This window comes from Streptomyces yangpuensis (genome assembly GCF_001005295.1).
GTDB classification, from domain to species: domain Bacteria; phylum Actinomycetota; class Actinomycetes; order Streptomycetales; family Streptomycetaceae; genus Streptomyces; species Streptomyces yangpuensis.
On the sequence record NZ_LBMK01000002.1, the window covers coordinates 654,714 to 679,085 of the forward strand.

28 protein-coding genes and 2 pseudogenes are annotated in these 24,372 nt (G+C 71.9%); 14 read left to right on the forward strand and 16 right to left on the reverse strand.

Annotation, left to right across the window (positions count from 1 at the left end; all coding sequences use genetic code 11):
• The first annotated feature begins 4 nt into the window (after positions 1-4).
• A complete protein-coding gene (locus tag AAT21_RS08360) occupies positions 5-1,510 on the forward strand; it encodes a glycoside hydrolase family 3 protein (protein WP_046776090.1) in 1,506 nt (501 codons plus the stop codon).
• Between the two features lie 117 nt (positions 1,511-1,627).
• Here the strand turns inward: AAT21_RS08360 and nagB are convergent, their stop codons facing one another.
• Complete coding sequence (gene nagB / locus AAT21_RS08365; protein ID WP_046776091.1) at positions 1,628-2,413, reverse strand: glucosamine-6-phosphate deaminase; 786 nt, start codon at positions 2,411-2,413, stop codon at positions 1,628-1,630.
• Between the two features lie 204 nt (positions 2,414-2,617).
• Positions 2,618-3,379, reverse strand: coding sequence for an SDR family oxidoreductase (locus AAT21_RS08370; protein ID WP_046776092.1), 762 nt, complete (start codon positions 3,377-3,379; stop codon positions 2,618-2,620).
• Positions 3,380-3,463: 84 nt separating this feature from the next.
• Here AAT21_RS08370 and AAT21_RS08375 point away from each other — a divergent pair, with 84 nt between their 5' ends.
• Complete coding sequence (locus AAT21_RS08375; protein ID WP_046776093.1) at positions 3,464-4,054, forward strand: TetR/AcrR family transcriptional regulator; 591 nt, start codon at positions 3,464-3,466, stop codon at positions 4,052-4,054.
• A gap of 355 nt (positions 4,055-4,409) precedes the next feature.
• A complete protein-coding gene (locus AAT21_RS08380) occupies positions 4,410-5,879 on the forward strand; it encodes a sensor histidine kinase (RefSeq protein WP_046776094.1) in 1,470 nt (489 codons plus the stop codon).
• Positions 5,880-6,050: 171 nt separating this feature from the next.
• Here AAT21_RS08380 and AAT21_RS08385 read toward each other — a convergent pair whose 3' ends face one another.
• Positions 6,051-6,308 (reverse strand): WhiB family transcriptional regulator, encoded by a 258-nt coding sequence (locus AAT21_RS08385; RefSeq protein WP_003953983.1) that lies wholly within the window; start codon positions 6,306-6,308, stop codon positions 6,051-6,053.
• A 324-nt stretch (positions 6,309-6,632) separates the two neighbouring features.
• Positions 6,633-7,598, reverse strand: coding sequence for a diacylglycerol/lipid kinase family protein (locus AAT21_RS08390; protein WP_046777164.1), 966 nt, complete (start codon positions 7,596-7,598; stop codon positions 6,633-6,635).
• 84 nt (positions 7,599-7,682) lie between these two features.
• Here AAT21_RS08390 and AAT21_RS08395 point away from each other — a divergent pair, with 84 nt between their 5' ends.
• Entirely contained in the window at positions 7,683-8,129 is a 447-nt protein-coding gene (locus AAT21_RS08395; RefSeq protein ID WP_046776095.1) for a hypothetical protein, read from the forward strand.
• A gap of 26 nt (positions 8,130-8,155) precedes the next feature.
• On the opposite strand, the gene AAT21_RS08400 is transcribed toward AAT21_RS08395, so the two are convergent.
• From AAT21_RS08400 to AAT21_RS08410, 3 genes are all read right to left on the reverse strand, one after another.
• Entirely contained in the window at positions 8,156-9,166 is a 1,011-nt protein-coding gene (locus AAT21_RS08400; RefSeq protein ID WP_079025678.1) for an RNA polymerase sigma factor SigF, read from the reverse strand.
• An 11-nt stretch (positions 9,167-9,177) separates the two neighbouring features.
• Positions 9,178-9,591, reverse strand: coding sequence for an ATP-binding protein (locus tag AAT21_RS08405; protein ID WP_030963468.1), 414 nt, complete (start codon positions 9,589-9,591; stop codon positions 9,178-9,180).
• A 205-nt stretch (positions 9,592-9,796) separates the two neighbouring features.
• The gene (locus AAT21_RS08410) at positions 9,797-10,057 is read right to left on the reverse strand and encodes a UBP-type zinc finger domain-containing protein (RefSeq protein ID WP_030963467.1); all 261 of its coding nucleotides are present in this window, start codon (positions 10,055-10,057) and stop codon (positions 9,797-9,799) included.
• A 55-nt stretch (positions 10,058-10,112) separates the two neighbouring features.
• On the opposite strand from AAT21_RS08410, the gene AAT21_RS08415 reads away from it, so the two are divergent.
• A complete protein-coding gene (locus AAT21_RS08415) occupies positions 10,113-11,693 on the forward strand; it encodes a Na+/H+ antiporter (protein WP_046776097.1) in 1,581 nt (526 codons plus the stop codon).
• A gap of 70 nt (positions 11,694-11,763) precedes the next feature.
• Here the strand turns inward: AAT21_RS08415 and AAT21_RS08420 are convergent, their stop codons facing one another.
• The 3 genes from AAT21_RS08420 to AAT21_RS08430 form a co-directional block, all read right to left on the reverse strand.
• Positions 11,764-12,690 (reverse strand): 1-aminocyclopropane-1-carboxylate deaminase/D-cysteine desulfhydrase, encoded by a 927-nt coding sequence (locus AAT21_RS08420; protein WP_235438721.1) that lies wholly within the window; start codon positions 12,688-12,690, stop codon positions 11,764-11,766.
• 156 nt (positions 12,691-12,846) lie between these two features.
• The gene (locus AAT21_RS08425) at positions 12,847-13,074 is read right to left on the reverse strand and encodes a DUF7848 domain-containing protein (protein WP_046776099.1); all 228 of its coding nucleotides are present in this window, start codon (positions 13,072-13,074) and stop codon (positions 12,847-12,849) included.
• On the reverse strand, positions 13,071-13,271 hold the full coding sequence (locus AAT21_RS08430; RefSeq protein ID WP_046776100.1) for a hypothetical protein: 201 nt from the start codon (positions 13,269-13,271) through the stop codon (positions 13,071-13,073). Before AAT21_RS08430 ends, AAT21_RS08425 begins: the two co-directional genes overlap by 4 nt.
• Positions 13,272-13,383: 112 nt before the next feature.
• Between AAT21_RS08430 and AAT21_RS08435 the strand changes: the two genes are divergently transcribed.
• Together AAT21_RS08435 and AAT21_RS08440 are read left to right on the forward strand one after the other, a co-directional pair.
• Positions 13,384-14,124 carry a helix-turn-helix domain-containing protein gene (locus tag AAT21_RS08435; protein ID WP_046776101.1) on the forward strand — a complete coding sequence of 247 codons (741 nt, stop codon included), beginning with the start codon at positions 13,384-13,386 and terminating at the stop codon, positions 14,122-14,124.
• Between the two features lie 4 nt (positions 14,125-14,128).
• Positions 14,129-14,599, forward strand: a complete 471-nt coding sequence (locus AAT21_RS08440) for an NUDIX domain-containing protein (RefSeq protein ID WP_046776102.1) — start codon at positions 14,129-14,131, stop codon at positions 14,597-14,599.
• Here the strand turns inward: AAT21_RS08440 and AAT21_RS38310 are convergent.
• The 4 genes and pseudogenes from AAT21_RS38310 to AAT21_RS08455 form a co-directional block, all read right to left on the reverse strand.
• A pseudogene (locus tag AAT21_RS38310) lies at positions 14,598-14,696 on the reverse strand (IS5/IS1182 family transposase); the annotation flags it as partial. The gene AAT21_RS08440 and the pseudogene AAT21_RS38310 overlap by 2 nt on opposite strands.
• A 55-nt stretch (positions 14,697-14,751) precedes the next feature.
• Complete coding sequence (locus AAT21_RS08445) at positions 14,752-15,342, reverse strand: N-acetylmuramoyl-L-alanine amidase (protein WP_046776103.1); 591 nt, start codon at positions 15,340-15,342, stop codon at positions 14,752-14,754.
• 128 nt (positions 15,343-15,470) lie between these two features.
• On the reverse strand, positions 15,471-16,667 hold the full coding sequence (locus AAT21_RS08450) for a globin domain-containing protein (RefSeq protein ID WP_046776104.1): 1,197 nt from the start codon (positions 16,665-16,667) through the stop codon (positions 15,471-15,473).
• 161 nt (positions 16,668-16,828) lie between these two features.
• On the reverse strand, positions 16,829-17,284 hold the full coding sequence (locus tag AAT21_RS08455; protein ID WP_046776105.1) for an RrF2 family transcriptional regulator: 456 nt from the start codon (positions 17,282-17,284) through the stop codon (positions 16,829-16,831).
• A gap of 235 nt (positions 17,285-17,519) precedes the next feature.
• Here AAT21_RS08455 and AAT21_RS08460 point away from each other — a divergent pair, with 235 nt between their 5' ends.
• The 5 genes from AAT21_RS08460 (at position 17,520) to AAT21_RS08480 (ending at position 21,651) form a co-directional block, all read left to right on the forward strand.
• Positions 17,520-18,941, forward strand: coding sequence for a family 2B encapsulin nanocompartment shell protein (locus AAT21_RS08460; RefSeq protein WP_046776106.1), 1,422 nt, complete (start codon positions 17,520-17,522; stop codon positions 18,939-18,941).
• Positions 18,932-19,990: a family 2 encapsulin nanocompartment cargo protein polyprenyl transferase gene (locus AAT21_RS08465; protein WP_079025679.1), complete on the forward strand. Its 1,059-nt coding sequence runs from the start codon at positions 18,932-18,934 to the stop codon at positions 19,988-19,990. Before AAT21_RS08460 ends, AAT21_RS08465 begins: the two co-directional genes overlap by 10 nt.
• 147 nt (positions 19,991-20,137) lie before the next feature.
• Positions 20,138-20,731 carry a GNAT family N-acetyltransferase gene (locus tag AAT21_RS08470; RefSeq protein WP_046776107.1) on the forward strand — a complete coding sequence of 198 codons (594 nt, stop codon included), beginning with the start codon at positions 20,138-20,140 and terminating at the stop codon, positions 20,729-20,731.
• Between the two features lie 97 nt (positions 20,732-20,828).
• Positions 20,829-21,413, forward strand: coding sequence for a dihydrofolate reductase family protein (locus tag AAT21_RS08475; RefSeq protein ID WP_046776108.1), 585 nt, complete (start codon positions 20,829-20,831; stop codon positions 21,411-21,413).
• Between the two features lie 37 nt (positions 21,414-21,450).
• Positions 21,451-21,651 (forward strand): hypothetical protein, encoded by a 201-nt coding sequence (locus AAT21_RS08480; protein WP_046776109.1) that lies wholly within the window; start codon positions 21,451-21,453, stop codon positions 21,649-21,651.
• 1 nt (position 21,652) lies between these two features.
• Here AAT21_RS08480 and snpA read toward each other — a convergent pair whose 3' ends face one another.
• The gene (gene snpA, locus AAT21_RS08485; RefSeq protein WP_046776110.1) at positions 21,653-22,321 is read right to left on the reverse strand and encodes a snapalysin; all 669 of its coding nucleotides are present in this window, start codon (positions 22,319-22,321) and stop codon (positions 21,653-21,655) included.
• Between the two features lie 211 nt (positions 22,322-22,532).
• On the opposite strand from snpA, the gene AAT21_RS08490 reads away from it, so the two are divergent.
• Together AAT21_RS08490 and AAT21_RS38705 are read left to right on the forward strand one after the other, a co-directional pair.
• Positions 22,533-23,193 (forward strand): LysR family transcriptional regulator (locus AAT21_RS08490; RefSeq protein ID WP_235438722.1); only part of this gene is annotated, 661 nt, incomplete at its 3' end.
• A 1-nt stretch (position 23,194) separates the two neighbouring features.
• Positions 23,195-23,484: pseudogene (locus tag AAT21_RS38705) on the forward strand (LysR family transcriptional regulator); the annotation flags it as partial.
• A gap of 7 nt (positions 23,485-23,491) precedes the next feature.
• On the opposite strand, the gene AAT21_RS08495 reads toward AAT21_RS38705, so the two are convergent.
• Complete coding sequence (locus AAT21_RS08495) at positions 23,492-24,298, reverse strand: hypothetical protein (protein ID WP_200904391.1); 807 nt, start codon at positions 24,296-24,298, stop codon at positions 23,492-23,494.
• Positions 24,299-24,372 lie beyond the last annotated feature (74 nt).

The window sequence follows — 24,372 nt, forward strand, 5'->3', positions numbered from 1 at the left end:
CGTCATGACTGTCCTTGCGCACCGCGCCACCGCCTCCGACGAGGTGACCCGCGACGCACTCGCCGTCCTCCAGCCCGGCTTCGAGGGCACCACCGCCCCCGCCTGGCTGCTCCGCCGGATCGGCGAAGGCCTCGCCTCGGTGGGCCTGTTCGGCCGCAACATCGCCTCGCCCGGGCAACTCACCGCGCTGACCGCGCAGCTGCGAGCCGAGCGGGACGACGTCCTCGTCGCCATCGACGAGGAGGGCGGCGACGTCACCCGCCTGGAGGTCCGGGGCGGCTCGTCCTTCCCCGGCAACCTGGCCCTCGGCTCCGTCGACGACACCGGCCTGACCCGGGACGTCGCCCACGAACTGGGCCGCCGCCTCGCCGAATGCGGCGTCAACCTCAACTGGGCCCCCTCCGCCGACGTCAACTCCAACCCGGACAACCCGGTCATCGGTGTACGGTCCTTCGGCGCCGACACCCACCTCGCCGCCCGGCACACCGCCGCCTACGTCGAGGGCCTCCAGGCCGCCGGCGTCGCCGCCTGCACCAAGCACTTCCCGGGCCACGGCGACACCAACGTCGACTCCCACCACGCCCTGCCGCGCATCGACGTGGACCTCGACACCCTCGCCGCACGGGAACTCGTACCGTTCAGGGCCGCCATCGAGGCCGGGACCAAGGCCGTGATGAGCGCGCACATCCTGGTGCCCGCCCTCGACCCGACCCGCCCGGCCACACTCAGCCCGCAGATCCTGACCGGCCTGCTGCGCAAGGAACTCGGCTACGAGGGCCTCATCGTCACCGACGGCATGGAGATGCACGCCATCGCCGGGACGTACGGGATCGAGCGCGGCTCGGTCCTCGCCATCGCGGCGGGCGCCGACGCCATCTGCGTCGGCGGCGGGCTCGCCGACGAGGCCACCGTCCTGCGCCTGCGCGACGCGCTGGTCGCGGCCGTCCGCGAGGGCACGCTCCCGCAGGAGCGCCTCGCCGACGCCGCCGCCCGGGTCCGGGCGCTCGCCGCCTGGACCCGGGCGGCCCGGCCCGGCGCGCGGCCGGAGGGGAGCCGCGCGTCCGGCATCGGCCTGACCGCCGCCCGCAGGGCCCTGGTCGTCACCGGCTCGGCGGCTCCATCGGCCGGCCGCCCGTACGTTGCGACCCTGACCCCGGTCGCGAACATCGCGGTCGGTGACGAGACCCCGTGGGGCCCGGCCGCCGAACTGGCCGAGCTGCTGCCGGGCACCGCCTCGGGCCTCTACCCGCAGGGCGCCACGGCCGGGGAGGTCCTGGCGGCGGCGGGGGAGCGCACCGTCGTCGCGGTGGTCCGCGACGCGCACCGCCACCCGTGGATGACCGAGGTGCTGGACGCTCTGGTCGAAGCCCGGCCGGACACGGTCGTGGTCGAGATGGGGCTGCCCCGCGCCGAGCCGCGCGGGGCCCTGCACATCGCGACGCACGGCGCCGCGCGGGTCTGCGGACGCGCCGCCGCCGAGGTCGTCGCGAAAGCCGTCACAGGGGTGTGACGCCGCGGCGCCGGAGCCGGGCACCCGTCACAGGGGTGGTGCCCGGCTCCGCCGCCCACGGCGAAGGGCCGGGCTCCAGCGAGCCCGGCCCTTCGTCCGTTCCGGGTGCTACGGCTGCTACAGCCCCTGCCAGGCCGGCTTGTTGGCGTAGGCGTGGCGGAAGTAGTCGGCCAGCTTGAGCTTCGAGGCCGCGGCCTCGTCCACGACGACGGTGGCGTGCCGGTGCAGCTGCAGCGCGGACGCCGGCACCAGGGCGGACAGCGGCCCCTCGACGGTCTGCGCGACGGCCTCGGCCTTGCCCTCGCCGGTGGCCAGCAGCACCAGGTGGCGGGCGTCGAGGATGGTGCCGATGCCCTGGGTGATGACGTGGTGCGGCACCTGCTCCAGGTCGTCGTCGAAGAAGCGCGCGTTGTCCACGCGGGTCTGCTCCGTCAGCGTCTTGATGCGGGTGCGAGAGGCCAGGGACGAGCAGGGCTCGTTGAAGCCGATGTGCCCGTCCGTGCCGATGCCCAGCAGCTGGAGGTCGACACCGCCGGCCTCGGCCAGGGCCCGGTCGTAGGCCTCGCACGCGGCGACGAGGTCCTCGGCCGCACCGTCGGGGCCCATGAAGGAGGCCTCGGTCAGGCCGAGCGGCTCGACGACCTCGCGCAGGACGACGGCCCGGTAGGACTCCGGGTGCCCGGCCGGCAGGCCCACGTACTCGTCGAGCTGGCATATCCGGGCCCGGGAGACGTCGGCCTCACCCGCCCCGACCTTGCGCGTGAGGGCCTCGTAGACGGGCAGCGGGGTAGAGCCGGTCGCCACGCCGAGCAGGGCGTCGGGCTTGCGGCGCACCAGGGCGGCCATGGCCTCCGCGATGAGCTCGCCGCCTGCCTTGGCGTCCGGGACGATGACAACTTCCACGCGGGGCCTGCCGATCTGGAGTGGGTGATGTGGTATAGACCAATCTAGCAGAGCGGGCCGGGTCCGGCGGGGGTCCCGCCACTTTCCATGCTGATCCCGACCCGGGCGTGCGGCCTCCCGGGGACCGGTCCGCCACCGGAGGGCCCGTCCGGGGCCGCGCCCCTGGACGGGCCCTCCCGGACCCGCCCGGGGCCGCGTCGCGTTCTAGACCAGTGCCAGCTGCAGACCGCCCGTGGCGTCCAGGTGCTGGCCCGTGACCCAGCGGGAGTCCGCCGAGGCCAGGAAGGCCACCACGTCCGCCACCTCCTCCGCCGTGCCCACCCGGTGGAAGACCGAGCGGGCGGCCAGGTGGGCCCGGGTCGCGGGATCGGCGAGCAGGGCCGCGTTCAGGTCCGTCTCGGTGATCCCCGGCCCCACCGAGTTCACGGTGATCCCCCGCGGAGCCAGCTCCGCGGCCAGCGAGCGCGTCATGGCGTTCACCGCGCCCTTCGCCATGACCGTCGCCAGGATCGCCGGCAGCGCGAGGTCCGGGGTGCCGGTCACGTTCACGATCCGGCCGCCGTCCCGCAGCCGCGCCAGTCCGTGCTGGATCACGAAGAACGGCGCCTTCGCGTTCAGTGCGTGCGCCCGGTCGTACGCCTCCTCGTCGGTGTCCCCGATCCCCGCGAAGGCCGCCGCCCCCGCGTTGTTGACGAGGATGTCCACGGCCTCGGTGTGCGCGGGGTGGGCCTCGTACGCCGCCCAGAGGGCCTGCGCGTCCCCCGGGACCCCGAGCTCGGCCCCGATGGCGAAGGCCCGTCCGCCGGCCGCCCCGATCGCGGCCACGGTCTCCTCTGCCGCCTCCGCGTTGCGCCCGTAGTGCACCGCGACCAGTGCCCCGTCGCGCGCCAGCCGCTGCGCCACGGCCCGGCCGATGCCCCGGCTGCCGCCCGTGACCAGTGCCGTCTTCCCCTCGAGCACGCCCATGACGCGCCCCCCTTCGAAATCGATAGCGGTCGCTACAGAAAGGGACCGTATCAGATTCCCTAGCGGCCGCTATAGAATCTTCGGATGGTGACCGGACAGCGCGGCAGGCCCCGCTCCTTCGACCGCGACGCCGCCCTCGACAAGGCGATGACGGCCTTCTGGGAGCGCGGCTACGAGGCGACCTCGATCTCCGACCTGACCGCCTCGATCGGCATCGGCGCACCCAGCCTCTACGCGGCCTTCGGCGACAAGCGCAAGCTCTTCGACGAGGTCGTCGTGGTGTACGGCAGCCGGTACGGGGAGTTCGCCGGCGTGGCGCTGGCCGAGGAGCCCACCGCCCGCGCCGCCGTCGAGCGCATCCTGCGCGAGGCGGCCGAGATCTACACCGACCCGGCCCACCCGCCGGGCTGCATGGTGATCAGCGCCGCGATCAACACCACCTCGGAGGAGGTGGCCCAGGCCCTGCGCGAGCGCCGCAACGCCAATCTGGAGCTCTTCGAGCGCAGGATCCGCGCCGATGTCGCGACCGGCGCGCTGCCCGCGGACACGGACGCGCGGGCGCTGGCCCGGTACACCGGGGCCGTGCTTCAGGGGATGTCCCAGCAGTCGCGCGACGGGGCGACCCGGGAGGAGCTGGAGGCGGTGGCGGAGCGGGCCCTGCTGGCCTGGCCGTAGAGCCCCGCGGATTCCTCTGGGCCACGGTGCAGGACGGGACCCTCAACCCGTCCGGCACCGTAGCCCGGAGTACTTACGGCCGTCAGGTGTGCGGTTCCCGGCGGCCGGTGAGAGGTGCCTGCGCGGTCAGGGCAGAGCGCGCGACTACCTCGCTTCCGTCCTCCTGTGCGGGGAGGGCGGAGACTGTAAGCCAATTCTGGACTAGACCAATCTGTTCTGTCCATCCAATGACGGTAGCTGGAAACCCGTCACTTCCTCCAACAGTACGCGGCCCGTGCCCCTCCTGGATACTCCTGAGTACCCGCGTGGGGAAAGTCATCGTGCGTACCCGGGGTACGCTCGCAACGTGCCCTCCATGAACGACCTCGTACGCCAGCACACCGCTCTCGGAGAAACCGACCTGGAGTGGCTCCACCTGTTGGTCTCGGAGTGGCAGCTGCTCTCCGACCTGTCCTTCGCCGACCTCGTCCTGTGGGTGCCCACCCTCGACGGCACGCGGTACGTCTCGGTCGCCCAGATGCGCCCGAACACCGGCCCCACCTCCTACCAGGACGACATGGTCGGACACCTGGTGCCCCGCGGCCGCCGTCCCCTGCTCGACGCCGCGCTCGACGAGGGCCGCATCGTGCGCGAGGGCGACCCGGAGTGGCGTGAGGAGGTGCCGGTCCGCGTCGAGTCGATCCCCGTCCGCCGCGAGGGACGGGTACTGGGAGTGATCGCCCGCAACACCAACCTGCTCACTGTGCGTACACCGAGCCGGCTGGAGCTGACCTACCTCCAGTCCGCCTCCGACCTCGCACAGATGATCGCGGCGGGCGCCTTCCCCTTCCCCGGCCAGCAGGTCGACATGGACGCCTCGCCGCGCGTCGGCGACGGCCTGATCCGCCTCGACGCCGAGGGCGTCGTCACCTACGCCTCCCCGAACGCCCTCTCCGCCTACCACCGCCTCGGCCTCGCCTCCGACCTGGTCGGCCAGGACCTCGGCGCCACCACCGCCGAACTCGCCCCCTCCCGCGGCCCGGTGGACGAGGCACTGGTCAAACTCGCCAGCGGCTGGGCCCCCCGCGAGACCGAGGTCGAGGGGAACGGCGGCGTCATCCAGCTGCGCGCCATCCCCCTCAAACCCAAGGGCACCCGGATCGGCTCCCTGGTCCTCTGCCGCGACGTCACCGAACTGCGCCGTCGCGAACGTGAACTCATCACCAAGGACGCCACCATCCGGGAGATCCACCACCGGGTGAAGAACAACCTCCAGACCGTGGCCGCGCTCCTGCGGCTCCAGGCCCGCCGTATGGATTCGCCCCAGGGCCGAGAGGCGCTCAACGAGGCCGTGCGCCGCGTCGGTTCGATCGCGATCGTGCACGAGACGCTCTCTCAGAACCTCGACGAGCGGGTCGAGTTCGACGAGATCGCCGACCGCGTGATCGCGATGGTCTCGGAGATCTCACCGGGCCGGGTCGACTGCCGGCGCACCGGCCGCTTCGGGATCCTGGACGCGGAGGTCGCCACCCCGCTGTCGATGGTGCTGACCGAGATCCTGCAGAACGCCCTGGAGCACGCCTTCACCCCGGGGGAGCGGGGCACCGTGGAAGTGGCCGCGCTGCGCAGCGGGACCGGCCGCAAGGACGGGCGCCTGCTGATCACCGTTCTCGACGACGGCAACGGCCTGCCCGAGGGGTTCGACCCCCAGCGGGCCGGCAACCTCGGGCTGCAGATCGTACGGACCCTCGTGGAGGGGGAACTGGGCGGCACCTTCGACATGGTCCGGGCCGAGCCGCGCGGCACCAAGGTCGTCCTCGACCTGCCGTCCAGCCCGCAGAAGTAGCAGCCGTGACGCTGACTCAGCGTGAGCGGCGGCTTCCGGGCCCCGCGCACGCAGCGTAGTCGCACAGCAGCACTGAGCCCCGGACCGAATGCTTCGGTCCGGGGCTCAAGAGCACGTTGCTGAGCGCTTCTTCGGTACTGCGCGCTGCGCGTCGAGGCTCGAAAGTCGTTGTCAGGCGCTGGCGTTGCGCGCCCGGTTGCGAGCGGCGCGGCGCTTCATGGCGCGGCGCTCGTCCTCGCTGAGACCGCCCCAGACGCCGGAGTCCTGACCGGACTCGAGCGCCCACTGCAGGCACTGCTCCATGACGGGGCAACGGCGGCAGACGGCCTTGGCTTCCTCGATCTGCAGCAGCGCAGGACCGGTGTTGCCGATGGGGAAGAAGAGTTCCGGGTCTTCCTCGCGGCAAACGGCGTTGTGACGCCAGTCCATGGCTGCTCCATCTCCTTGTATTGCGGGCACTTTGCTTGTGAATGTGAACGCTTTCACGAATCCCCCCGTGAGGGAAGGGCGACCGCCCGGTTTCACGCGGGTGATCAGTCTGAGATTCGTGGAGGGGTTCTGGCGGTCTGTGTGGGTGCCGGGTCCTGCGGGCTGTCCCGATCGCCATGAAGAGATTCGCAAACCTCGGACGGGGATACAACCCCTTCCGGAAAGTTTTTTTTGATTCGTCGGTGTCTACTAGGTCACAGCCCTACATCGTGAGGGTGGACCGGCGTGTAAACGTTCGAGTGAAAGGCCTATGGGCCCTTCTACTCACACAATCACACGCAGTGCACGGCGTACGCCTGTGAACCGAACGCTGGTGCGCAGCCCGAGGTGATCACCGTCCATCTGGAACGGGAGGGGAACCTTCGAATGCAAGGTGAAGTCGGTCAGATCGTGCAGAGACACCGCATGCTTGCCGTGCGGACCCCGCTCAGGAGTGGAGGTCAGGAGCTGTGTCGCGTAGCGGGCGACGGCCGGAGTTGACAAACGGTTGAGTGCCAATACGTCAAGCGCAGTATCGAACGATGCCTCCGGAGAGGCGTAAAGCGGACGATTCCCCAGATACGTCCACGGTGAGGTGTTGCACACTATGGACAGCACCAGACCCGTCACCGGATCCGCTCCGGGCCGCTCCAGCGTGACCGTGCCGTGCCGCCGGTTGGGCTCCTCCCAGAACTGGCGCATCAGCTGTCGTACATACAGGGCGTGCGTCGAACGCTTGCCGCGCTCCCGCTGCTGCTCGACCCGCCCCACGACGCCCGCGTCGAAACCGAAGCCCGCGCAGAAGGTGAACCAGCGCGCCGGAACCGACTCGTCCTCCGTCCCCGGGGTCCCCGCCGCCAGTCCTAGGCCGACCGTCCGCTCGCGCTCTTCGCGCAGCGCGTCCAGCAGCGCGCCCGTCGCCTCGACCGCGTCGTTCGGCAGCCCCAGGGCACGGGCGAACACATTGGTGGAGCCGCCGGGAACCACTGCCAGCCGGGGCAGCCGGTCCGGATCGGGTCCGTTGTGCAGGAGCCCGTTCACCACCTCGTTGACCGTGCCGTCGCCACCCAGGGCGACCACCAGGTCCAGCCCCTCGTGCGCGGCCCTGCGCCCCAGGTCCCGGGCGTGCCCGCGGTACTCGGTGCTGACCGCCTCCAGCTTCATCTCGCTGGCCAGGGCATGGATCAGGACATCGCGCGTGCGCGCACTGGTGGTCGTCGCTGCTGGGTTGGCCACGAGAAGTGCACGCATGAGCGCCAGACTACCCACCCCTTCGTGCGCCGGCCCTACTGCCCGCCCCCTCCGGCCCGCGGAGGGCGCCGCTACCCTGCTCGGGTGAGTAAGAAGCAGCCCGCGAAGGCCCCCGCCCCCACCGTCGAAGCGCCCACCGCGCTGCCCCGCCGGCTGACCGCCGCGGCCGCGCTCACCGCCCTGGAAGGCCTGGCGCTCGCCGGCCTCGGCGTGTACATGCTGTTCGTCGGCATCGCCGGCGACCCCGACTCCCCGCAGCAGGCCGAGACGGGCGGCATCACCCTGCTCGCGCTCGCCGCGCTGCCGCTGATCGCCGCCCGCGGACTGCGCCTGGGCCGCCGCTGGAGCCGCGGCCCGGCACTGATCACCCAGCTGATGGCGCTGCCGGTGGCCTGGACGCTCTACACCACCGGCGGTGCCATGATCGCCGCCGCCGTGGCTCTTGCCGTGGCCGCGGTGGCCGTCGTCGCGCTGCTCGTGAACCCGACGGCGACCGAGGCCCTCGGTATCGGAGAGCCGTCCTCCTCCTGAGCCCGGCGGAGTGAGCCGGGCCCGGCTCACTCCTCGACGAGGAGCTTCTCGCGGAGCTGGGCCAGGGTGCGGGCCAGCAGGCGGGAGACGTGCATCTGGGAGATGCCCACCTCCTGCGCGATCTGCGACTGCGTCATGTTGCCGAAGAAGCGAAGGAGCAGGATCCGCTTCTCTCGGGGCGGCAGTCCCTCCAGCAGAGGCTTGAGGGACTCGCGGTACTCGACGCCCTCCAGAGCCTCGTCCTCCGCGCCCAGGGTGTCCGCGACCGCCGGCGACTCGTCGTCGGTGTCCGGGACGTCCAGGGAGAGCGTGCTGTAGGCATTGGCCGATTCCAGCCCCTCCAGCACCTCCTCCTCGGAGATACCGAGCCGCTCGGCCAGCTCGTGCACCGTCGGGGAACGCCCGTGCTGCTGGGACAGCTCGGCCGTGGCCGTCGTCAGCGAGAGCCGCAGCTCCTGCAGACGCCGGGGCACCCGCACCGCCCAGCCCTTGTCGCGGAAGTGGCGCTTGATCTCGCCGACCACCGTGGGCGTGGCGTACGTGGAGAACTCGACCCCGCGGTCCGGATCGAACCGGTCCACCGACTTGATCAGGCCGATTGTCGCGACCTGGGTCAGGTCGTCCAGCGGCTCACCGCGGTTGCGGAAGCGCCGCGCCAGGTGCTCGACCAGGGGCAGGTGCATCCGTACCAGCCGGTTGCGCAGCTCCGCCTTCTCCGCCGAGCCGTCGGGCAGCGCCCGCAGCTCGACGAACAGCGCCCGCGCGCTGCTGCGGTCGCGCGGATCGGGCAGGGGCACCGGGGCCGGAGGCACCGGGAACCCCGCCGCCGGGGCCGGCGCAGCGGCCTCCGGCGGCTGTGCCGGCTGTGATTGGTCGTGCTGGTTCTCGCTCATAGGGCCCGCCCGTCGCTCCGCCGAGTCCAAAAAGCCGTCTTCCGCATCCGCGTCAGCCGGGTGCGGCCGGGCGTGCAGCTGCTCCGGGATGCCGCCGTCGACCTCGTGCCGTACTCGGGGCCGATCCCCGCCCCGCACCGGGATCTCCCCGCCGCTCACGCCGGGCCTGGCCCCGCGCCGCGTTGTTTGTAGAGACTGATGCTCACCGTCTGGTTCTCCTCGACCGTGGCCTCGACCTTGCCGGCCAGTGCCGACAGGACCGTCCACGCGAACGTGTCACGCTCCGGCGCGCGTCCGTCCGTGGTCGGTGCCGAGACGGTCACCTCCAGCGAATCGTCGATCAGCCGGAAGACGCAGCTGAGGACGGAGCCCGGCACGGCCTGCTGGAGCAGGATCGCGCAGGCCTCGTCCACCGCGATGCGGAGGTCCTCGATCTCGTCGAGGGTGAAGTCCAAACGTGCCGCGAGGCCGGCCGTGGCCGTCCGCAGCACCGACAGGTAGGCACCCGCAGCGGGCAGCCGGACTTCCACGAAGTCCTGAGTCCCGGGCTCGCCTGCGATCTGGGACACCCTCACCTCCAAGGTGGTACGAGCTCTTTTCGCCGGTGACGCTACCGCGATCCGGGCGATTGTGTCGCGGCACCCCTCGTGACGCCCGCTCTGAGCACCCTGCCCTGCGGCCAGTGACTGATGGTAAGCCCTTGGGTACACACAGTGGCTAGGGGTCTGCGGGGGTCAAATCGGGGGAACCGGCGGAGGGTTGAACTACCCCGCCTCAGACGATCGAACCGTCGACGAAACACCAGCGCCAGGTCTCGCCCGGCTCGAAGCTCCGCATGACCGGATGACCGGTCTCGCCGTGGTGCGCCGTCGCGTGCCGGAAGGGCGAGGAATCGCAGCACGCCACGTGCCCGCAGCCCAGGCACATCCGCAGTTGCACCGGGTGGCTGCCGACGGCCAGACATTCGGCGCAGGTCTGTGCAGACGGGACCGGCTCGGGGCGCGGCAGTTCAGCAACGTGGGTGCACTCGCTCATGATGGCCAGCGTACGGCCAGGGTACGGGCGCGCGACGACGGAGGACGGATCTTCGATGGACGTATTGCAGCTGGTGGCCCTGGTCGCGGGCAGCGCGGCCGTGGCGGGACTCGCCCGCCGCACGCCGGTCCCGGCGCCGCTCCTGCTGGTCGCCGCCGGCCTGGCGGCCTCGTACGTCCCGGGCGTGCCCGCGTACACCCTCGACCCGCACATCGTGCTGCCACTGCTGCTCCCGCCGCTGCTGTACACGGCCGCCGTGGACAGTTCCTACCTGGACCTGCGGGCCAACATCAGGCCGATCGCGATGCTGTCGGTCGGCTACGTGCTCTTCGCGACGGTCGTCGTCGGGTACGCGGCGTACCTGCTGGTGCCCGGGCTGTCCCTGCCGGTGGCGCTGGTGCTGGGCGCGGTGATCGCGCCGCCCGACGCGGTGGCCGCCACCGCGATCGCCCGCAAGCTGCGGCTGCCCAACCGGTTGACGACCATCCTGCAGGGCGAGTCCCTGGTCAACGACGCCACCGCCATCACCGCGTACAAGGTGGCGCTGGCGGCGGCGGTCGGGGTGAGCGCCGGCTGGGCGGGCGGGATCGCGGAGTTCCTGCTGGCCTCGGTGGGCGGCGTCGGCGTCGGCCTGCTGCTGATGGTGCCGATCCACCAGCTGCGCAAACGGATGAAGGAACCGCTGCTCCAGAACACCCTCTCGCTGCTGATCCCCTTCGTGGCGTACGCGGCGGCCGAGCGGGTGCACGCCTCCGGTGTGCTGGCCGTCGTCGTGGTCGCCCTCTACCTCGGGCACCGCAACTGGCAGGTCGACTTCGCCACCCGGCTCCAGGAGGAGGCGGTGTGGAAGATGGTCGCCTTCATCCTGGAGTCGGTCGTCTTCGCGCTGATCGGCCTCCAGCTGGCGGTGGTTCTCACCGGTCTGGGGGAGTACCAGGGCGTGGACGCGGCCTGGTACGCGGTCGCGCTGTTCGTCGTGGTGGTGGTGGCCCGCTTCGTATGGGTGTTCCCGGCTACCTTCGTGCCGCGCTGGATGTCGCCCCGGATCCGGACGCGGGAGCCGGAGACCGACTGGAAGTCCCCGGTGATCGTGGGCTGGGCGGGGATGCGGGGCGTGGTGTCGCTGGCCATCGCCTTCTCCGTGCCGGTCTCGGTGCCGCACCGCAACCTGATCCTCTTCCTGACCTTCACGACGGTCATCGGGACGCTGGTGGTGCAGGGGCTGACGTTGCCGCCGCTGATCAGGGCGCTGAAGCTGCCGCCGAAGGACGTGCAGGCCGAGACGCTGGCCGAGGCGCAGGCACAGAGCGAGGCCTCGCGGGCGGCGGAGGAGCGGCTGGCGGAGCTGCTGGAGGAACCGGAGAACTCCACGCTGCCACCGCCGCTGGCGGACCGGCTGCGGACGGTGCTGGAACGGCGGCGCAACGCGGTGTGGGAACGGCTGGGCGAGGTCAATCCGCTGACGGGGGAGTCCGCGGACGACATCTACCGGCGGCTCGCGGGCGAGATGATCGAGTCGGAGCGGGAGGTGTTCGTGGCGCTGCGGGACGACCGGCGGATCGACGACGAGATGCTGCGGGTGCTGCTGCGCAGGCTGGACCTGGAGGAGGCGGCGGCGTTCCGCGAGTCGACGTGACCCCTGCGGGGGGCTTGGCGGGGGTGCTCGGCGGGGCCGGTGCCAAGGTGCCCGGCGGGCGGCGGGTCGGCTACGGGCGGCCGGTGATGATCGCGGTGACGGTCGTGCCGGGTGGGAAGGTGCCGGCCTCGGTGAGGGCGGTCAGGGCCCAGAGGAGTTTGGCCACGTAGATCCGCTCCACCGGCAGGCCGTGGCGGGAGGCGAAGCCGGCGGCGAAGGACTCCAGGGCTTCGGGTACGCGGGCGTAGCCGCCGTGGTGGAAGTCCTCGGCCAGGGACCAGTCGCCGACCGGGCCGCCGTACGCCTCGGTCTGGAGGGAACGTATCTCCCCGGACAGGAAGCCGCCGGCCAGGACGGGGACTCCCAGCGCCCGCTGCCCGGGTGCGAGGCCCGCGGCCAGGCCCGCCAGGGTGCCGCCGGTGCCGCAGGCCACCGCGGCCACGTCGGTCACGCCGCGGAGCTCGCGGCCCAGCTCCGCGCAGCCCGCGAGGGCGAGGGCGTTGCTGCCGCCCTCCGGGACGACGTACGCCCCGCTCGCGCCGGCCTCGTCGAGCAGCTCGGCCAGGGCCTGCGGGTCGGCCTTGGCGCGGTAGCGCGAGCGGGTGACGAAGTGCAGGCGCATGCCGTCCGCCGCGCACCGGGCGAGGGAGTCGTTCAGGGGCCGGCCGGCCAGCTCGTCACCGCGGACGATGCCGACCGTCGCGATGCCCAGCAGCCGCCCGGCGGCCGCGGTGGCCCGCAGGTGGTTCGAGTACGCCCCACCGAAGGTGACGAGCTGCTCGTGCCCCGCCTCCAGCGCGGCCCGCAGGTTCGGCGCGAGCTTGCGCCACTTGTTGCCGGGAGGGTACAGGTCCACTGGTCCAAACAGATCCGTGTCCCACGGAATGGTGGTGTGGATCAGGTCGTCCCGCTTCAGCAGCAGGCGGACTCCGTGCCGCTCGAACCGCTCGTCATGGATCTCCTGCAACGGGGACGGCGGGCGGGGCTGCAAGAGCACGTCAAGGTTCGGGGGGCGATTCACCCGTCCATTGTGAGGCGCTCCCGTCCTCGCCGTCGCACGTCAGAGCCCCGCTCACACGATTCGGGTCGTGTGAGCGGGGCCGAAGCCGGCGCGCTGGACTGCCTTGCTCGCCGTCGCCCAGCGGGCCGGGGTCTACGTGTCCCGGCTGACGCGTGCGTGATCGGTGAACACACGCCGGAACAGGTCGTGCCCGGTCCGACCGGCGTGCCGGAGCGCCCAGTCCTGCGGCCCTTCCTGTTCGTCGTGCGCGCCCGACTCGGCTCCGCAGCCTTCGGCGACGCAGAACGCCTCGTAGGTCACCCCGCCTTCCGGGGCGTGCCGGATGGTGTGGGGGACGTAGCGCAGCACGGCGCGGGTCATCGGCTCACCTTCGTGTGGGGGTGCTGACGGATCTCGACGTTGCAGTCCACGACCCCCGACAGATCCCGCAGCCGGTAGCACTCCGCGCGCTGCACGACCAGGGCCGCACACACGTCGCACGTCAGGTCCGCCGGAGCGGGATCGGGCACCGGAAACGGATCACGCTGTTCGACCTGCTGCCACAGTCCCCGCACCATTCCGGATCCCTTCGTACCTCGTTGGTACCGGGATCGTCGCTGTGGTGATCAGGACGGGGGAACCTCGTATGTTTCCCACTTCGGGACGTCCCACGCCCTGTAGAACGTCCCTATGCAGAACGAGCGGTTAAGGGCCCTGATGGCATCCGGCGGCTGGACTCATGCATCGCTGGCGAGCGCCACGGGTGTCGATCCGAAGAGCGTCGAACGCTGGGTCAACCTCGGGCGTACCCCACGGCGGGCAACGGCGCTGTTGGCTGCCGAGACACTGGGCGAGGACGTCCACGCACTATGGCCGGCGCTGAGACAGGCCCGTGCCGCGCGGGCCGTCAGTCCCGAACTGGTGGCGCTGTACGACCAGCGTGCTGACCTTCCCGTCTCCGTATTCGTGGACCTGCTGACGACAGCTCGCGAGCGGATCGACGTGCTGGTCTACGCAGCGGTGTTCCTGCACGAGGCGTATCCCCGCATGAACGAACTCCTGCGGGAACGCGCGGCGGACGGCTGCACGGTCCGGATCGCCATCGGTGACGCGGACAGCGGGAACGTCCGGCAGCGTGGACAGGAAGAGAGATTCGGGCACGGCATCGAATCCCGCTGCCGTCTCGCCCTCATGCACTACCGACCCTTGGCTGACGTTCCCGGCATCGAGCTTCGAACGCACGGTACGACCCTCTACAACAGCCTGTACCGGGCGGACGATGAACTCCTGGTCAATGCCCACGTCTGGGGAGTGAACGCGTACGGTGCGCCTGTGTGGCACCTTCGCCGCCACGAAGCCGGGGGCATGTTCGACACCTACGCGGAGAGCTTCGACGCGGTGTGGGAGACGGCCCGTCCCGTGGAGGAGTGACCCGATGGCCCGGACCGAGTACTACGACGATCCCCACGCGCCCGCGCCGAACAGCATGGTCGTGGCGGCCTCCGCCGTGGTCACGGACGATCAGGGGCGCATCCTGCTGCAACGGCGCCGCGACAACGACCTGTGGGCCCTCCCCGGCGGCGGGATGGACCTCACGGACTCCCTCCCCGGAACGGCCGTCCGGGAGGTGAAGGAGGAGACCGGGCTCGACGTGGAGATCACGGGACTGGTCGGCACGTACACGGACCCCAAGCACATCATCGAGTACAGCGACGGCGAGGTCCGGCGTCAGTTCAACGCCTGCTTCACGGCCCGCATTGTCGGGGGCACGCTGGCGATCTCGGACGAGAGCACGGAACTCCGCTTCGTGGAGCCGGCCGAGTTGGGGGCCTTGCCCATGCACCACACCCAACGCCTGCGAGTACAACACTTCTTGGAGAGTCGCCCCGCCCCATACCTCGGGTGATGCTGCACGTGCGCTCAAGCAGGCCTTGGTGGAGGTCGGCTCGGCGCTCGTAGCGGATGCGTAGGCACTGGAACCGGTGCAGCCAGGCGAAGGTGCGCCGCCTCCCTCTCGGGTGGCGAAGTGGCGGCGGGCCGCCACTTCGCCGGGGGCGGCTACTTCAGGCGTTCGGCGATGCGGTCGCGGAGGGAGTCCATCGTGAAGCCGCGGGGGTCGACCTTGCCCGGCTGCCATTCGCGGTGGCCGATGACCGAGCGGGCCGTCCAGCGGTGGACCCGGCACAGGGCCGCCGACACGCGGGCTATGGCGTCCATCTGGGCCGGGGGCCACGGGTCCTCGCCGTCGCCGAGGTTCACGCATTCGAAGCCGTAGAAGTGGCGGTTGCCGTCGGTGGTCGCCTCGTTGTCCGGGGGGAGCCGCCGTTCGGCGATCACCGCCGCCAGGACGTCGGGGTCGCCGAGGCCGGCGTGGTTGGCGCGGCCGTAGCCGACCAGGTGGACGCGGCCGTCCTTGGTGATCACGCCGTGGCACAGCGGCCCCGGGAGGGCGCTGTGGCCGTTGCGGCAGAGCCCGACGGAGTACGCGGTGCCGCGTGTGACGGTGTGGTGGATCATCACCCCGTGCACGGGGCCCCAGGGCCCCTTGTGGTTGCGGTTGTGGGTGCGCCAGGCGCCGACCTCGACGACGGTCAGGCCTTCGTTCCTCAGTGCGTTGATGAACCGGTCCGCGGACATGGGTGCGGCCATGGCCGCCTCCCTTCGTGCGGTGCGCGACGGACACCCAATGTGTCCGAATCGTCACGCTCCGGTTTAGTGGAGGCGGCCCTTCCGCGGCTAGTGTTTTCGTACGGCTAGCGAGCGGATCCGGACACCGCTCACGCGGAAGCGAGCCACAGGTCGGGGCCGAAGACCTCGTAGTGGATGTCGGCGGCCGGGACGCCCTTGGCGATCAGCTGCTCGCGCACGGACCGCATGAAGGGGAGCGGTCCGCAGAGGTAGGCCCGGGTGCCGGGGGCGACGGTCACGTCGGACAGGTCCATCAGGCCGGTGGCGTCCCCCGGCTCCGCCGACTCCTCGTACCAGAACGTGGCCGTGGCGTCGGCCAGCTTGTGGGTCAGCGCCCGGTGGTCCGTCCGCAGCGGGTGGTCCGCGGGGGAGCGGTCGGCGTGCAGGACCGTCACCGGGGAGGCGTGCCCGGTCTCGGCCAGGTGCTCCAGCATCGACAGCATCGGGGTGCAGCCGATGCCGGCCGAGGCGAGCAGCAGCGGGGCGTCGGAGTCCTCCAGGACCAGATCGCCGTACGGGGCCGAGACGCGCAGGGTGTGGCCCGTGCGGACATGGGCGTGCAGGTGGTTGGAGACCTCGCCGTCGGGGCCCGTGGCGGCCGGGCCGTGCACCCGCTTGACGGTGATCGTGCGGACCGTCGAGCCGGGCGCGGAGGACAGGCTGTACTGGCGGATCTGCCGGGCCCCGTCGGGGAGTTCGACCTGGACCGAGACGTACTGGCCGGGCAGGTGCGCGGGCGCCGGGGCGCCGTCCGCGGGGGTGAGGCGGAAGGTGGTGCAGTCGGCCGTCTCCTCCGAGCGGCCGGTGACGGTCCACTCGCGCCACACGTCGCCCGCGGCGATCCGGTGCCCGGCGTAGAGGCGCTCCTCGATGGTGACGAGCGCGTTCGCCATCAGCCAGTAGACCTCGTCCCAGGCCTGGGCGACCTCGGGCGTGACGGCCTCGCCGAGGACCTCGGCTATCGCCGCGAAGAGGTGCAGGTGGACGACGGCGTACTGCTCGCGGGTGACACCGAGGCTGGCGTGCTTGTGCGCGATGCGGCTCAGCATCACGTCGGGGCGGGTGTCCGGGTGCTCGACGAGGTGGGTCGCGAAGGTGGCGATGGAGCCGGCGAGCGCCTGCTTCTGGAGGCCGGCGTTCTGGTTGCCCCGGTTGAAGAGGTCGCGGAGCAGCTCCGGGTGGGCGGTGAAGAGCTTGGTGTAGAAGAGCTCCGTTATGTCGCCGATGGCCGCTCCGACGGCGGGCAGGGTGGCTCGGACGGTCGCGGTCGACTTCTCGGACAGCATGGGGGAACTCCTCTGGTGGAACCGGTCCATTAATTTGCATCTTAGATGCTTATTTTTGCTCGCAGAGGTCCGCCTTGGTGCGGACCTCTGTTCGAACTCCCGTCGCAGGTGAGGCTATGGGGTTCGGTGGGTGGCGGTAACCGGCCATTCGGTCCTGAGGGTCAGGGACCTTCGGCCCCCGTCGGCGCCCTGCTCGAAATGCCCAGGAGCAGCGGGCCGGTCGGGGCCGCCACCAGGTCGTTCACCGTCAGCGGGTCCAGCGCGGCGAAGAACGCCTCCTGGGCGCGGCGCAGCGCGCCGCGCAGCAGGCAGGCGCTCCGCAGTGGGCAGGGGGTGGTGCCCTCACAGTCCACGACGTCGCCCGCGCCCTCCAGTTCGCGCACCACCGCGCCCACCGAGGCCGCCCGCCCGGCGGGAGTCAGGGTGAGCCCTCCGCCGCGGCCGCGGCGCGCCTCGACCAGACCGAGATGCTGCAGCCTGGCGACGACTTTGGCCGTGTGGGTGTAGGGGACCTCCATGGTCGCCGCCACGTCGCGCGTGGTGGGGAGGTCCTCCTCCTCGACAGCCAGGCGCATCAGGGTGCGCAGCGCCAGGTCGGTGAATCGGGTCAGCCGCATGGTGCCACCGTAGAAAACTCGCATCCAAGATACAAATTAAGACCCGGGTGCGATCATCACTTGGCCGAAACCGATAGGGCGTACGGAGCTCCCGCGCCCCGCGGGCGAGGAGTTCGGTCCGAGAGAGTGCCCCGCCTCCGACGGAGTAGTCCCACCCTTTTGTGTAATGGTCCCACCACGTTGCGTGCTGAAAGGCTGCTGCCGCAGACCCATGGAGTGATCGAAAGGGAAAGACATGTCGGTCCAGGCAGGTTCCGAGTCCGAGGCCCAGACACCGCAGGCCCAGGCGCCGCAGCGCAGTCTGGGGACGGCGGCCGCACGGAACTTGGCAACCACGACCAAGTCCGCGCCGCAGATGCAGGAGATCACTTCGCGGTGGCTGCTGAAGATGCTGCCGTGGGTGTCGGTCCAGGGCGGCGCCTACCGGGTGAACCGGCGACTGAGCCACTCGGTCGGCAACGGCATCGTGGAGTTCGTCAAGACCGGGACCCGGGTCCAGGTGATCCCCGCCGAGCTCGGCGAACTCCCGCTGCTGCGCGACTACGACGACCTCGACGTCCTCGGTGAACTCGCCCAGCGGTGCCGCCAGATCGACTTCGAGGCCGGCCAGGAGCTGACCTCCTTCGGCAGCCCCTCCGACGAGGTCTTCCTGCTCGCGCACGGCCGCGTCGACCAGATCGGCCCGGGCCCCTACGGCGACGACGCCGTCCTGCGGACCGTCGCCGACGGCGCGTACTTCGGCGAGGACGCGCTCGTCGATGAAGAATCGATTTGGGAGTACACCGCCCGCGCCGCCACCCCCGGCACCGCCCTCGCCCTGTCCCGGCAGGACTTCCAGCTGCTGGCCGACCGGGTTCCCGCGCTGCGCGAGCACCTGGACCGCGTACGCTCCGCGCCCGCCCGGCGCACCAACGCGTACGGCGAGGCGGAGATCGACCTCTCGGCCGGCCACCGGGGCGAGGCCGTCCTCCCCGGCGCCTTCGTGGACTACGAGGCCCGCCCGCGCGAGTACGAGCTCTCCATCGCCCAGACGGTCCTGCGGGTGCACTCGCGCGTCGCCGACCTCTACAACCAGCCGATGAACCAGACCGAGCAGCAGCTGCGGCTCACGGTCGAGGCGCTGCGCGAGCGCCAGGAGCACGAGATGCTCAACAACCCCGACTTCGGGCTGCTCCACAACGCCGACTACGACCAGCGCATCCAGCCGCACGACGGCGGCCCCACCCCCGACGACATGGACCAGCTGCTCAGCATGCGGCGCGGCTCCAAGCTGTTCCTCGCGCACCCCCAGGCGATCGCCGCCTTCGGCCGCGAGTGCAACAAGCGCGGGATCTACCCGGGGACGGTGGACGTCGACGGCACCCGGGTGACGACCTGGCGCGGGGTGCCGATCTTCCCGAGCAACAAGATCCCGATCAGCGACGCCCGCACCACCTCCATCCTGTGCATGCGCACCGGCGAGGACGAGCAGGGCGTGATCGGCCTGCACCAGCCGGGCATCCCGGACGAGATCGAACCGAGCATGTCGGTCCGCTTCATGGGAATCAGCGAGCAGGCGATCATCTCCTACCTGGTCACCGCGTACTTCTCCGCCGCGGTGCTGGTGCCGGACGCGCTCGGCGTGCTGGAGAACGTCGAGATCGGCCGCTGGCGCTGATCGAGGTGAACGCCATCGCGACCGGTGAGGGCCAGGAGGCCGCGGCCCTGCTGGAACGGACGAGAGAAACGGTCGACCCGGAACTGCGCCGCGCCGTGGAGAGCCTGCCCGGCGGGATGCGGCGCGTGGCGATGTACCACTTCGGCTGGGTGGACGCGGACGGCATCCCGGCCGAGGGCAGCCCCGGCAAGGCCATCCGGCCGGCCCTGGTGCTGGCCGCGGCCCAGGCCCTGCAGGGTCCGGGCGGCGGTCCGGCCGACCGGGCCGTACGGGCCGCGGTCGCGGTGGAGCTGGCACACAACTTCACGCTGCTGCACGACGACGTCATCGACGAGGACGTCCGCCGCCGCGGCCGCGCCACCGCCTGGACGGTGTTCGGGACACCGGACGCGATCATCACGGGCGACGCCATGATGGCGCTCGCCCAGCGGCTGCTCGCGGACGATCCGCACCCCGCCGCCGCGGCGGCCTCGTCCCGGCTCTCGGCCTGCCTCATCGAGCTGTGCGCGGGCCAGCAGGCCGACTGCGCCTTCGAGCGGCGCCCGGACGTCACGCTCGACGAGTGCCTGACCATGGCGACGGCCAAGACCGGGGCCCTGCTGGGGTGCGCGTGCGCACTGGGCGCGCTGTACGCGGGGGCCGGACCGGACGAGGTGGGCGCCATGGACGCCTTCGGCCGGGAGGCGGGCCTGGCCTTCCAGCTGATCGACGACCTGATCGGCATCTGGGGGGACCCAGGGCACACCGGCAAGCCCGCCGGGGCCGACCTGATCGCCCGCAAGAAGTCCCTGCCGGTCGTGGCCGCCCTCACCTCGGGTACGGCGGCGGGCCGGGAACTGGCCGAGCTGTACGCCGGTCCCATGACCGGGGACGACGTGCTCCGAGCGGCCGACGCGGTGGAGCGGGCCGGCGGGCGCGACTGGGCGCAGGCCCAGGCCGCGGACCGGATGGGCCGGGCGGTCCAGCAGCTGTCCCGGGCCGTTGCGGACCTCGGGGCGGCGGGCGGGCTGCTGGCACTGGCGGAGTTCGTGACGCGCCGCACGAGGTGAGCGGGCGTCCGGCGTGACCGGGCGTCCGGCGTGACCGGGGGGCGGCCCGTTCCGGCACCGCAGGGTGCCGGAACGGGCCTTACCGCACGGGTGCGCCAACTCTAGGATCGCTGACGGTTGTTGACCGTTGAGCGAAGGGTGTGACCAGTGGCGCTGGAGATACGTCAGGCGGATCAGTCGGACCGGGACGCGGTGGCGCGGCTGCTCGACGAGGCCTTCCGCACCGACCCGGTGAGCAGCTGGGTCTTCCCGGACCCCGAGCACCGGGCCGCCGTGCACGGACGGTTCCTGGGCGTCTTCGTGGACGTCGCGCTGGCCGAGGGCAGGATCGACTACGCGGTGGACGGCTCGGCGGCCGCCCTGTGGCTGCGGATTCCGGCGGGCGAGCCGGAGGGCGAGGACGGGATCCCGGCGAAGATGCGGGCGGTGGCCGACCCGGACAACGAGCGGTGCGAGCTGGTGGGCCGGCTGACGGGCGCGGTGCACCCCACCGCGGAGGAACACGAGTACCTGCTGATGATCGCCGTCGCCCCGGGCCGGCAGGGGGAGGGGCTGGGCACCGAGCTGATGCGGCCGGTGCTGGAGCGCTGCGACCGCGAAGGCGTACCGGCGTACCTGGAGGCGAGCAGCGAGCGCAGCAGGGGCCTGTACGAGCGGCTCGGCTGGGAGTTCACCGGCCAGGCGGTGCGGCTGCCGGAAGGGCCGCTGATGTGGCCGATGTGGCGCAAGCCCAGGGGCTGAGGGCGCCGAGGGGCGGGAGCTTGCGTAACCACTTCGTCTGAAGTACTTTACTCGCCGTGCCCCGGTGCGGCGGCGCTGTCCGACGGAAGAGAATCGCTTGCGCAAGCTCACGTACTTCATCGCCACCACCGTCGACGGGTTCATCGGTGCCCCGGACGGCGACGGCGACTTCTTCTACAGCCACCTCGACGCCGAATTCGTCGAGCACCTCAAGGCCGAGTACCCGGAGACCATCGCGGCCCAGGGGCGCGCGCAGCTCGGGATCGCCGACGCCCCGCCGAAGCGTTTCGACGCGGTCCTCATGGGCCGGGCCACCTACGAGCCGGGCCTCAAGGCGGGCATGACCAGCCCGTACGGCCACCTGCCCGAGCAGTACGTCGTCTCGCGCTCCCTCGCCACCCCGCCCGACCCGCAGGTGCGGCTGATCAGCGGCGACCTGCCCGCCCGCGTCCGTGAGCTCAAGGCCCGCGACGGGCTCGGCATCTGGCTGTGCGGCGGCGCGGACCTGGCCACCCAGCTGATCGACGAGATCGACGAGTTCGTCGTCAAGACCTACCCGGTCTTCGCCGGCACCGGGATGCCGATGTCGCGGGCCGGCTTCGGTGTGCGACCCCTGGAGCTCACCGGGGTCACCACCCTCGGCGGCGGCCAGATCGTCAGCACCTACCTCCGCCGGCGCTGACCCGACGGACACGCGGAAACCGGCCTACCGTGGAGGTATGGCCGGTGAACAGCAGCACGCGCACGAGCGGGTGGCCCCACAGGCCGGGCACGAACAGCAGACGTGCCCGGCCTGCGGGCTCCACGTCGACACGGTGGTCAGGCGGCGCAAGTCCCTCGGGGTCTTCATCCCCGTGTGGACCCGGGGTCCCTGCCGGAACCCCGACTGCACGGACTACGTGGAGCGCGGGGAGCGGTGACTCAGCCCGTGGGGGCGAGTTCCTTCGCGCCCAGGCCGGAGGCGAAGCCGTTGGCCCAGAGCTGGTTCACGCGCGCCCGCTCGGTGGAGTTCGGGGTGGCGTTCGTACACGAGGTGCCCGGGCCGCCGCCCGACATCAGCTCGCTGCACGGGCCCGAGTAGTGGTCCGGCAGACCCAGCACGTGGCCGGTCTCGTGCGAGGTCACCCGGGTGGAGTTGTACTGCTGGTTCTGCCGGTAGTCGAGGAAGATGTAGCCCCGTCCGTGCCCGTCCGTGCTCGCGTACGAGCCGCGTGAGTCATTGCCCTCGCGGTAGGAGAAGTTCCCGCCGGAGGACACCTCCTGCAGCTTGACGTTGGTCACCGAGCTGTTCCAGATCTGCGTGGAGCGGGCTATCTGAGTACGGAAGCTGGGCGCGTTGCGGGTGTTGTACGTGACGGTGACGGCCAGGGCGCCGGGGTTCGCGGCACGCTGCTCGGCGACCGAGCGCTGCACGGCCTCGAAGAAGGCCCGGTTGGCGGCCTGGTTCTCCGGCGAACGCTCGTACGCCGCGTAGCTCGCGGCATTGCCGGCGGGGGCGGGCGCGGCGGCGGCGGTGGGGACGGCGCCGAGGGTGGCGGCGAGACCGATGCCGACGGCGGTCGCCAGCAAGGCCTTACGGGAGTGGCGCATGTGGGGGAGCTCCTACTCGTCCGGTGCGGTGGGGGGTGGGTCGTTCGGTACCGGAGTCTGCGGGAGCGCAGCGGGTCGGCGGATGATGTCACTGGCCGATAGCACCGGCCTATCGCGGAGATTTCGACAGCCCAACTAGCGTGAGAATGGCGGGATTCGGGGGGCTATCGGTGACTGGTGCGGTCCCACGGGCCCGGCCTACCCTCGGGGCATGGAGCTTGAGGTCAGGCACCTGCGCGCGCTGTGCGCCATCGCCGACACCGGCAGCCTGCACAAGGCCGCCCGGCAACTCGGCGTGAGCCAGCCCTCGTTGACGACGCAGTTACGCCGCATCGAACGGGCCCTGGACGGCGAGCTGTTCCTGCGCGAGCGCACCGGCTGCCGGCCCACTCCTTTCGGCCGCACCGTCCTCGGCCGGGCCCGGCCCCTCCTCGCCGACATGGCCGCGCTGGTGGCGGAGGCCCGCGCGCAGGCCCACGGCCCCCGGCTGCGCATCGGCTCGACGGCCAGCCGGGCGCTGCCCGGGTGGCTGCGGCGCCTCCACCGGCGGCTGCCCGACACCGAGACCTCCCTGTTGGTGGACGTCTCCGCGAACGCGCTGCTCAGGATGGTGGCGGCGGGACAGCTGGACGTGGCGTTCGTGCACGAGGTGGAGGGCAGCCCGCTGCGGGTGCCCGAAGGGCTCCAGACGCACGTGCTGATGGAACGCGAGCCGCAGTTCGTCTCCATGCCCAGGGACCACCCCGCCGCACGGCAGGAGATCGTCTCCTTAGGGGACCTGGCCGCCGACCGCTGGGCGGTGGACCCCTCGGTCGACGGTGAATGGGACGGCCTGCGGCGGGTCTTCGCCGGGGCCGGGCTCGACCCGCCGGNGCCCCCCCCCGCCGGTCCTGCACACCGACTACCACACGGCGACCTCGCTGATCATCTCCGGCGAGGCGGTCGCGCCCTGCCAGCCGACCTCGGGGCCGCGCGAGGACATGGCGATCCGGCCGCTGTGCGGGGACCCCCTGGCCGTACGGCTGCTGCTGGCGACCCGCCCGGGCGCGCACGCCGAGGTCTACGAGGACCTCCGCGCGGCCTACCGCGAGGCCGCCCTGCGCACGCCCCCGTACCGGGCATGGCTGCACCACCACGCCAGCCCCCTGCTGGAGGCGGCCTGAAGGCTCCCTAATCCCGCGCGCGGGCCCGGTCGTAGGCCAGTGAGAGCGCTCCCTGGGCCAGCAGGAGGGCGCCCGCCGCGGCCCACGCGGGGCTGCGCCGCCGGGCCGCCCACACCAGGAGCGGAGCCCCCGCCGCGATCTGGGCCGCGCCCAGCAGCCGGGCCTTCGGGCCCCGGACCCACGGGCCCAGCGGGCCCGCGTCCACCGCGTCGCACTCGGCACGCACGGCGTCGCGCCAGCCCGACCACTGCACCGTCTCGACGTCCGGCGCCACCCGGGCCGCGCTCCGCAGCCGGTCGGCCGGTTCACCCGGCGTCAGGCCGGGCGGCAGGGCCAGACCGGCGCGCGTCAGCAGCGCGGTCAGCCCGCGCAGCCGGTCCGCACCGTCCACGCCCGGCGCGGCGTCGGGGCGGGTGAGCCGCTCCAGCTCCTCCAGGTCGAGTACGGGATCCAGCCCGAGCCTGGCGGCCAGGGTCCGCATCGCATCGGGCTCGCCCGCCGCCCGTCCGGACGCGTCCCACTCCTGGGCGACGGTCCGCCGGAAGCCGCCGGCCAGCGCGAACCCGGCGCGGCCGCCCTCCCACCACAGGCCGAGCACCGGCCAGTTGGTGCCGGTGGCGAGTGCTGTTCCCCAGCCGGTGAACACCTCGGCCGCACTGCCGCCCTCCAGCCACGGCTTGTCCTCGGGGACGAGCACGGTCCACGCGCCGGCCGGGGCGAGCAGCAGGCGTACGCGCAGCAGGTGCGCGGGGGAGCGCGCCGCGACGGGTTGGGTACGGCAGAGCAGCAGTCCGCCGGTCGGGGTCCTGGAAATTGACATGCTCACACGCTAAGGCAAATCACCCCCAAATGGCGGATTGCGACACCCTGCTTGACTTCACCCGACCG

Excerpts from the sequence above, each read along its gene's own strand:
- AAT21_RS08360 (WP_046776090.1), top strand. The coding sequence starts at position 5 with ATGACTGTCCTTGCGCACCGCGCCACCGCCTCCGACGAGGTGACCCGC.
- AAT21_RS08370 (WP_046776092.1), bottom strand. The coding sequence starts at position 3,379 with ATGGGCGTGCTCGAGGGGAAGACGGCACTGGTCACGGGCGGCAGCCGG.
- AAT21_RS08375 (WP_046776093.1), top strand. The coding sequence starts at position 3,464 with ATGGTGACCGGACAGCGCGGCAGGCCCCGCTCCTTCGACCGCGACGCC.
- AAT21_RS08380 (WP_046776094.1), top strand. The coding sequence starts at position 4,410 with ATGAACGACCTCGTACGCCAGCACACCGCTCTCGGAGAAACCGACCTG.
- AAT21_RS08385 (WP_003953983.1), bottom strand. The coding sequence starts at position 6,308 with ATGGACTGGCGTCACAACGCCGTTTGCCGCGAGGAAGACCCGGAACTC.
- AAT21_RS08390 (WP_046777164.1), bottom strand. The coding sequence starts at position 7,598 with ATGCGTGCACTTCTCGTGGCCAACCCAGCAGCGACGACCACCAGTGCG.
- AAT21_RS08410 (WP_030963467.1), bottom strand. The coding sequence starts at position 10,057 with ATGAGCGAGTGCACCCACGTTGCTGAACTGCCGCGCCCCGAGCCGGTC.
- AAT21_RS08415 (WP_046776097.1), top strand. The coding sequence starts at position 10,113 with ATGGACGTATTGCAGCTGGTGGCCCTGGTCGCGGGCAGCGCGGCCGTG.
- AAT21_RS08425 (WP_046776099.1), bottom strand. The coding sequence starts at position 13,074 with ATGACCCGCGCCGTGCTGCGCTACGTCCCCCACACCATCCGGCACGCC.
- AAT21_RS08430 (WP_046776100.1), bottom strand. The coding sequence starts at position 13,271 with ATGGTGCGGGGACTGTGGCAGCAGGTCGAACAGCGTGATCCGTTTCCG.
- AAT21_RS08435 (WP_046776101.1), top strand. The coding sequence starts at position 13,384 with ATGCAGAACGAGCGGTTAAGGGCCCTGATGGCATCCGGCGGCTGGACT.
- AAT21_RS08440 (WP_046776102.1), top strand. The coding sequence starts at position 14,129 with ATGGCCCGGACCGAGTACTACGACGATCCCCACGCGCCCGCGCCGAAC.
- AAT21_RS08445 (WP_046776103.1), bottom strand. The coding sequence starts at position 15,342 with ATGGCCGCACCCATGTCCGCGGACCGGTTCATCAACGCACTGAGGAAC.
- AAT21_RS08450 (WP_046776104.1), bottom strand. The coding sequence starts at position 16,667 with ATGCTGTCCGAGAAGTCGACCGCGACCGTCCGAGCCACCCTGCCCGCC.
- AAT21_RS08455 (WP_046776105.1), bottom strand. The coding sequence starts at position 17,284 with ATGCGGCTGACCCGATTCACCGACCTGGCGCTGCGCACCCTGATGCGC.
- AAT21_RS08460 (WP_046776106.1), top strand. The coding sequence starts at position 17,520 with ATGTCGGTCCAGGCAGGTTCCGAGTCCGAGGCCCAGACACCGCAGGCC.
- AAT21_RS08480 (WP_046776109.1), top strand. The coding sequence starts at position 21,451 with ATGGCCGGTGAACAGCAGCACGCGCACGAGCGGGTGGCCCCACAGGCC.
- snpA (WP_046776110.1), bottom strand. The coding sequence starts at position 22,321 with ATGCGCCACTCCCGTAAGGCCTTGCTGGCGACCGCCGTCGGCATCGGT.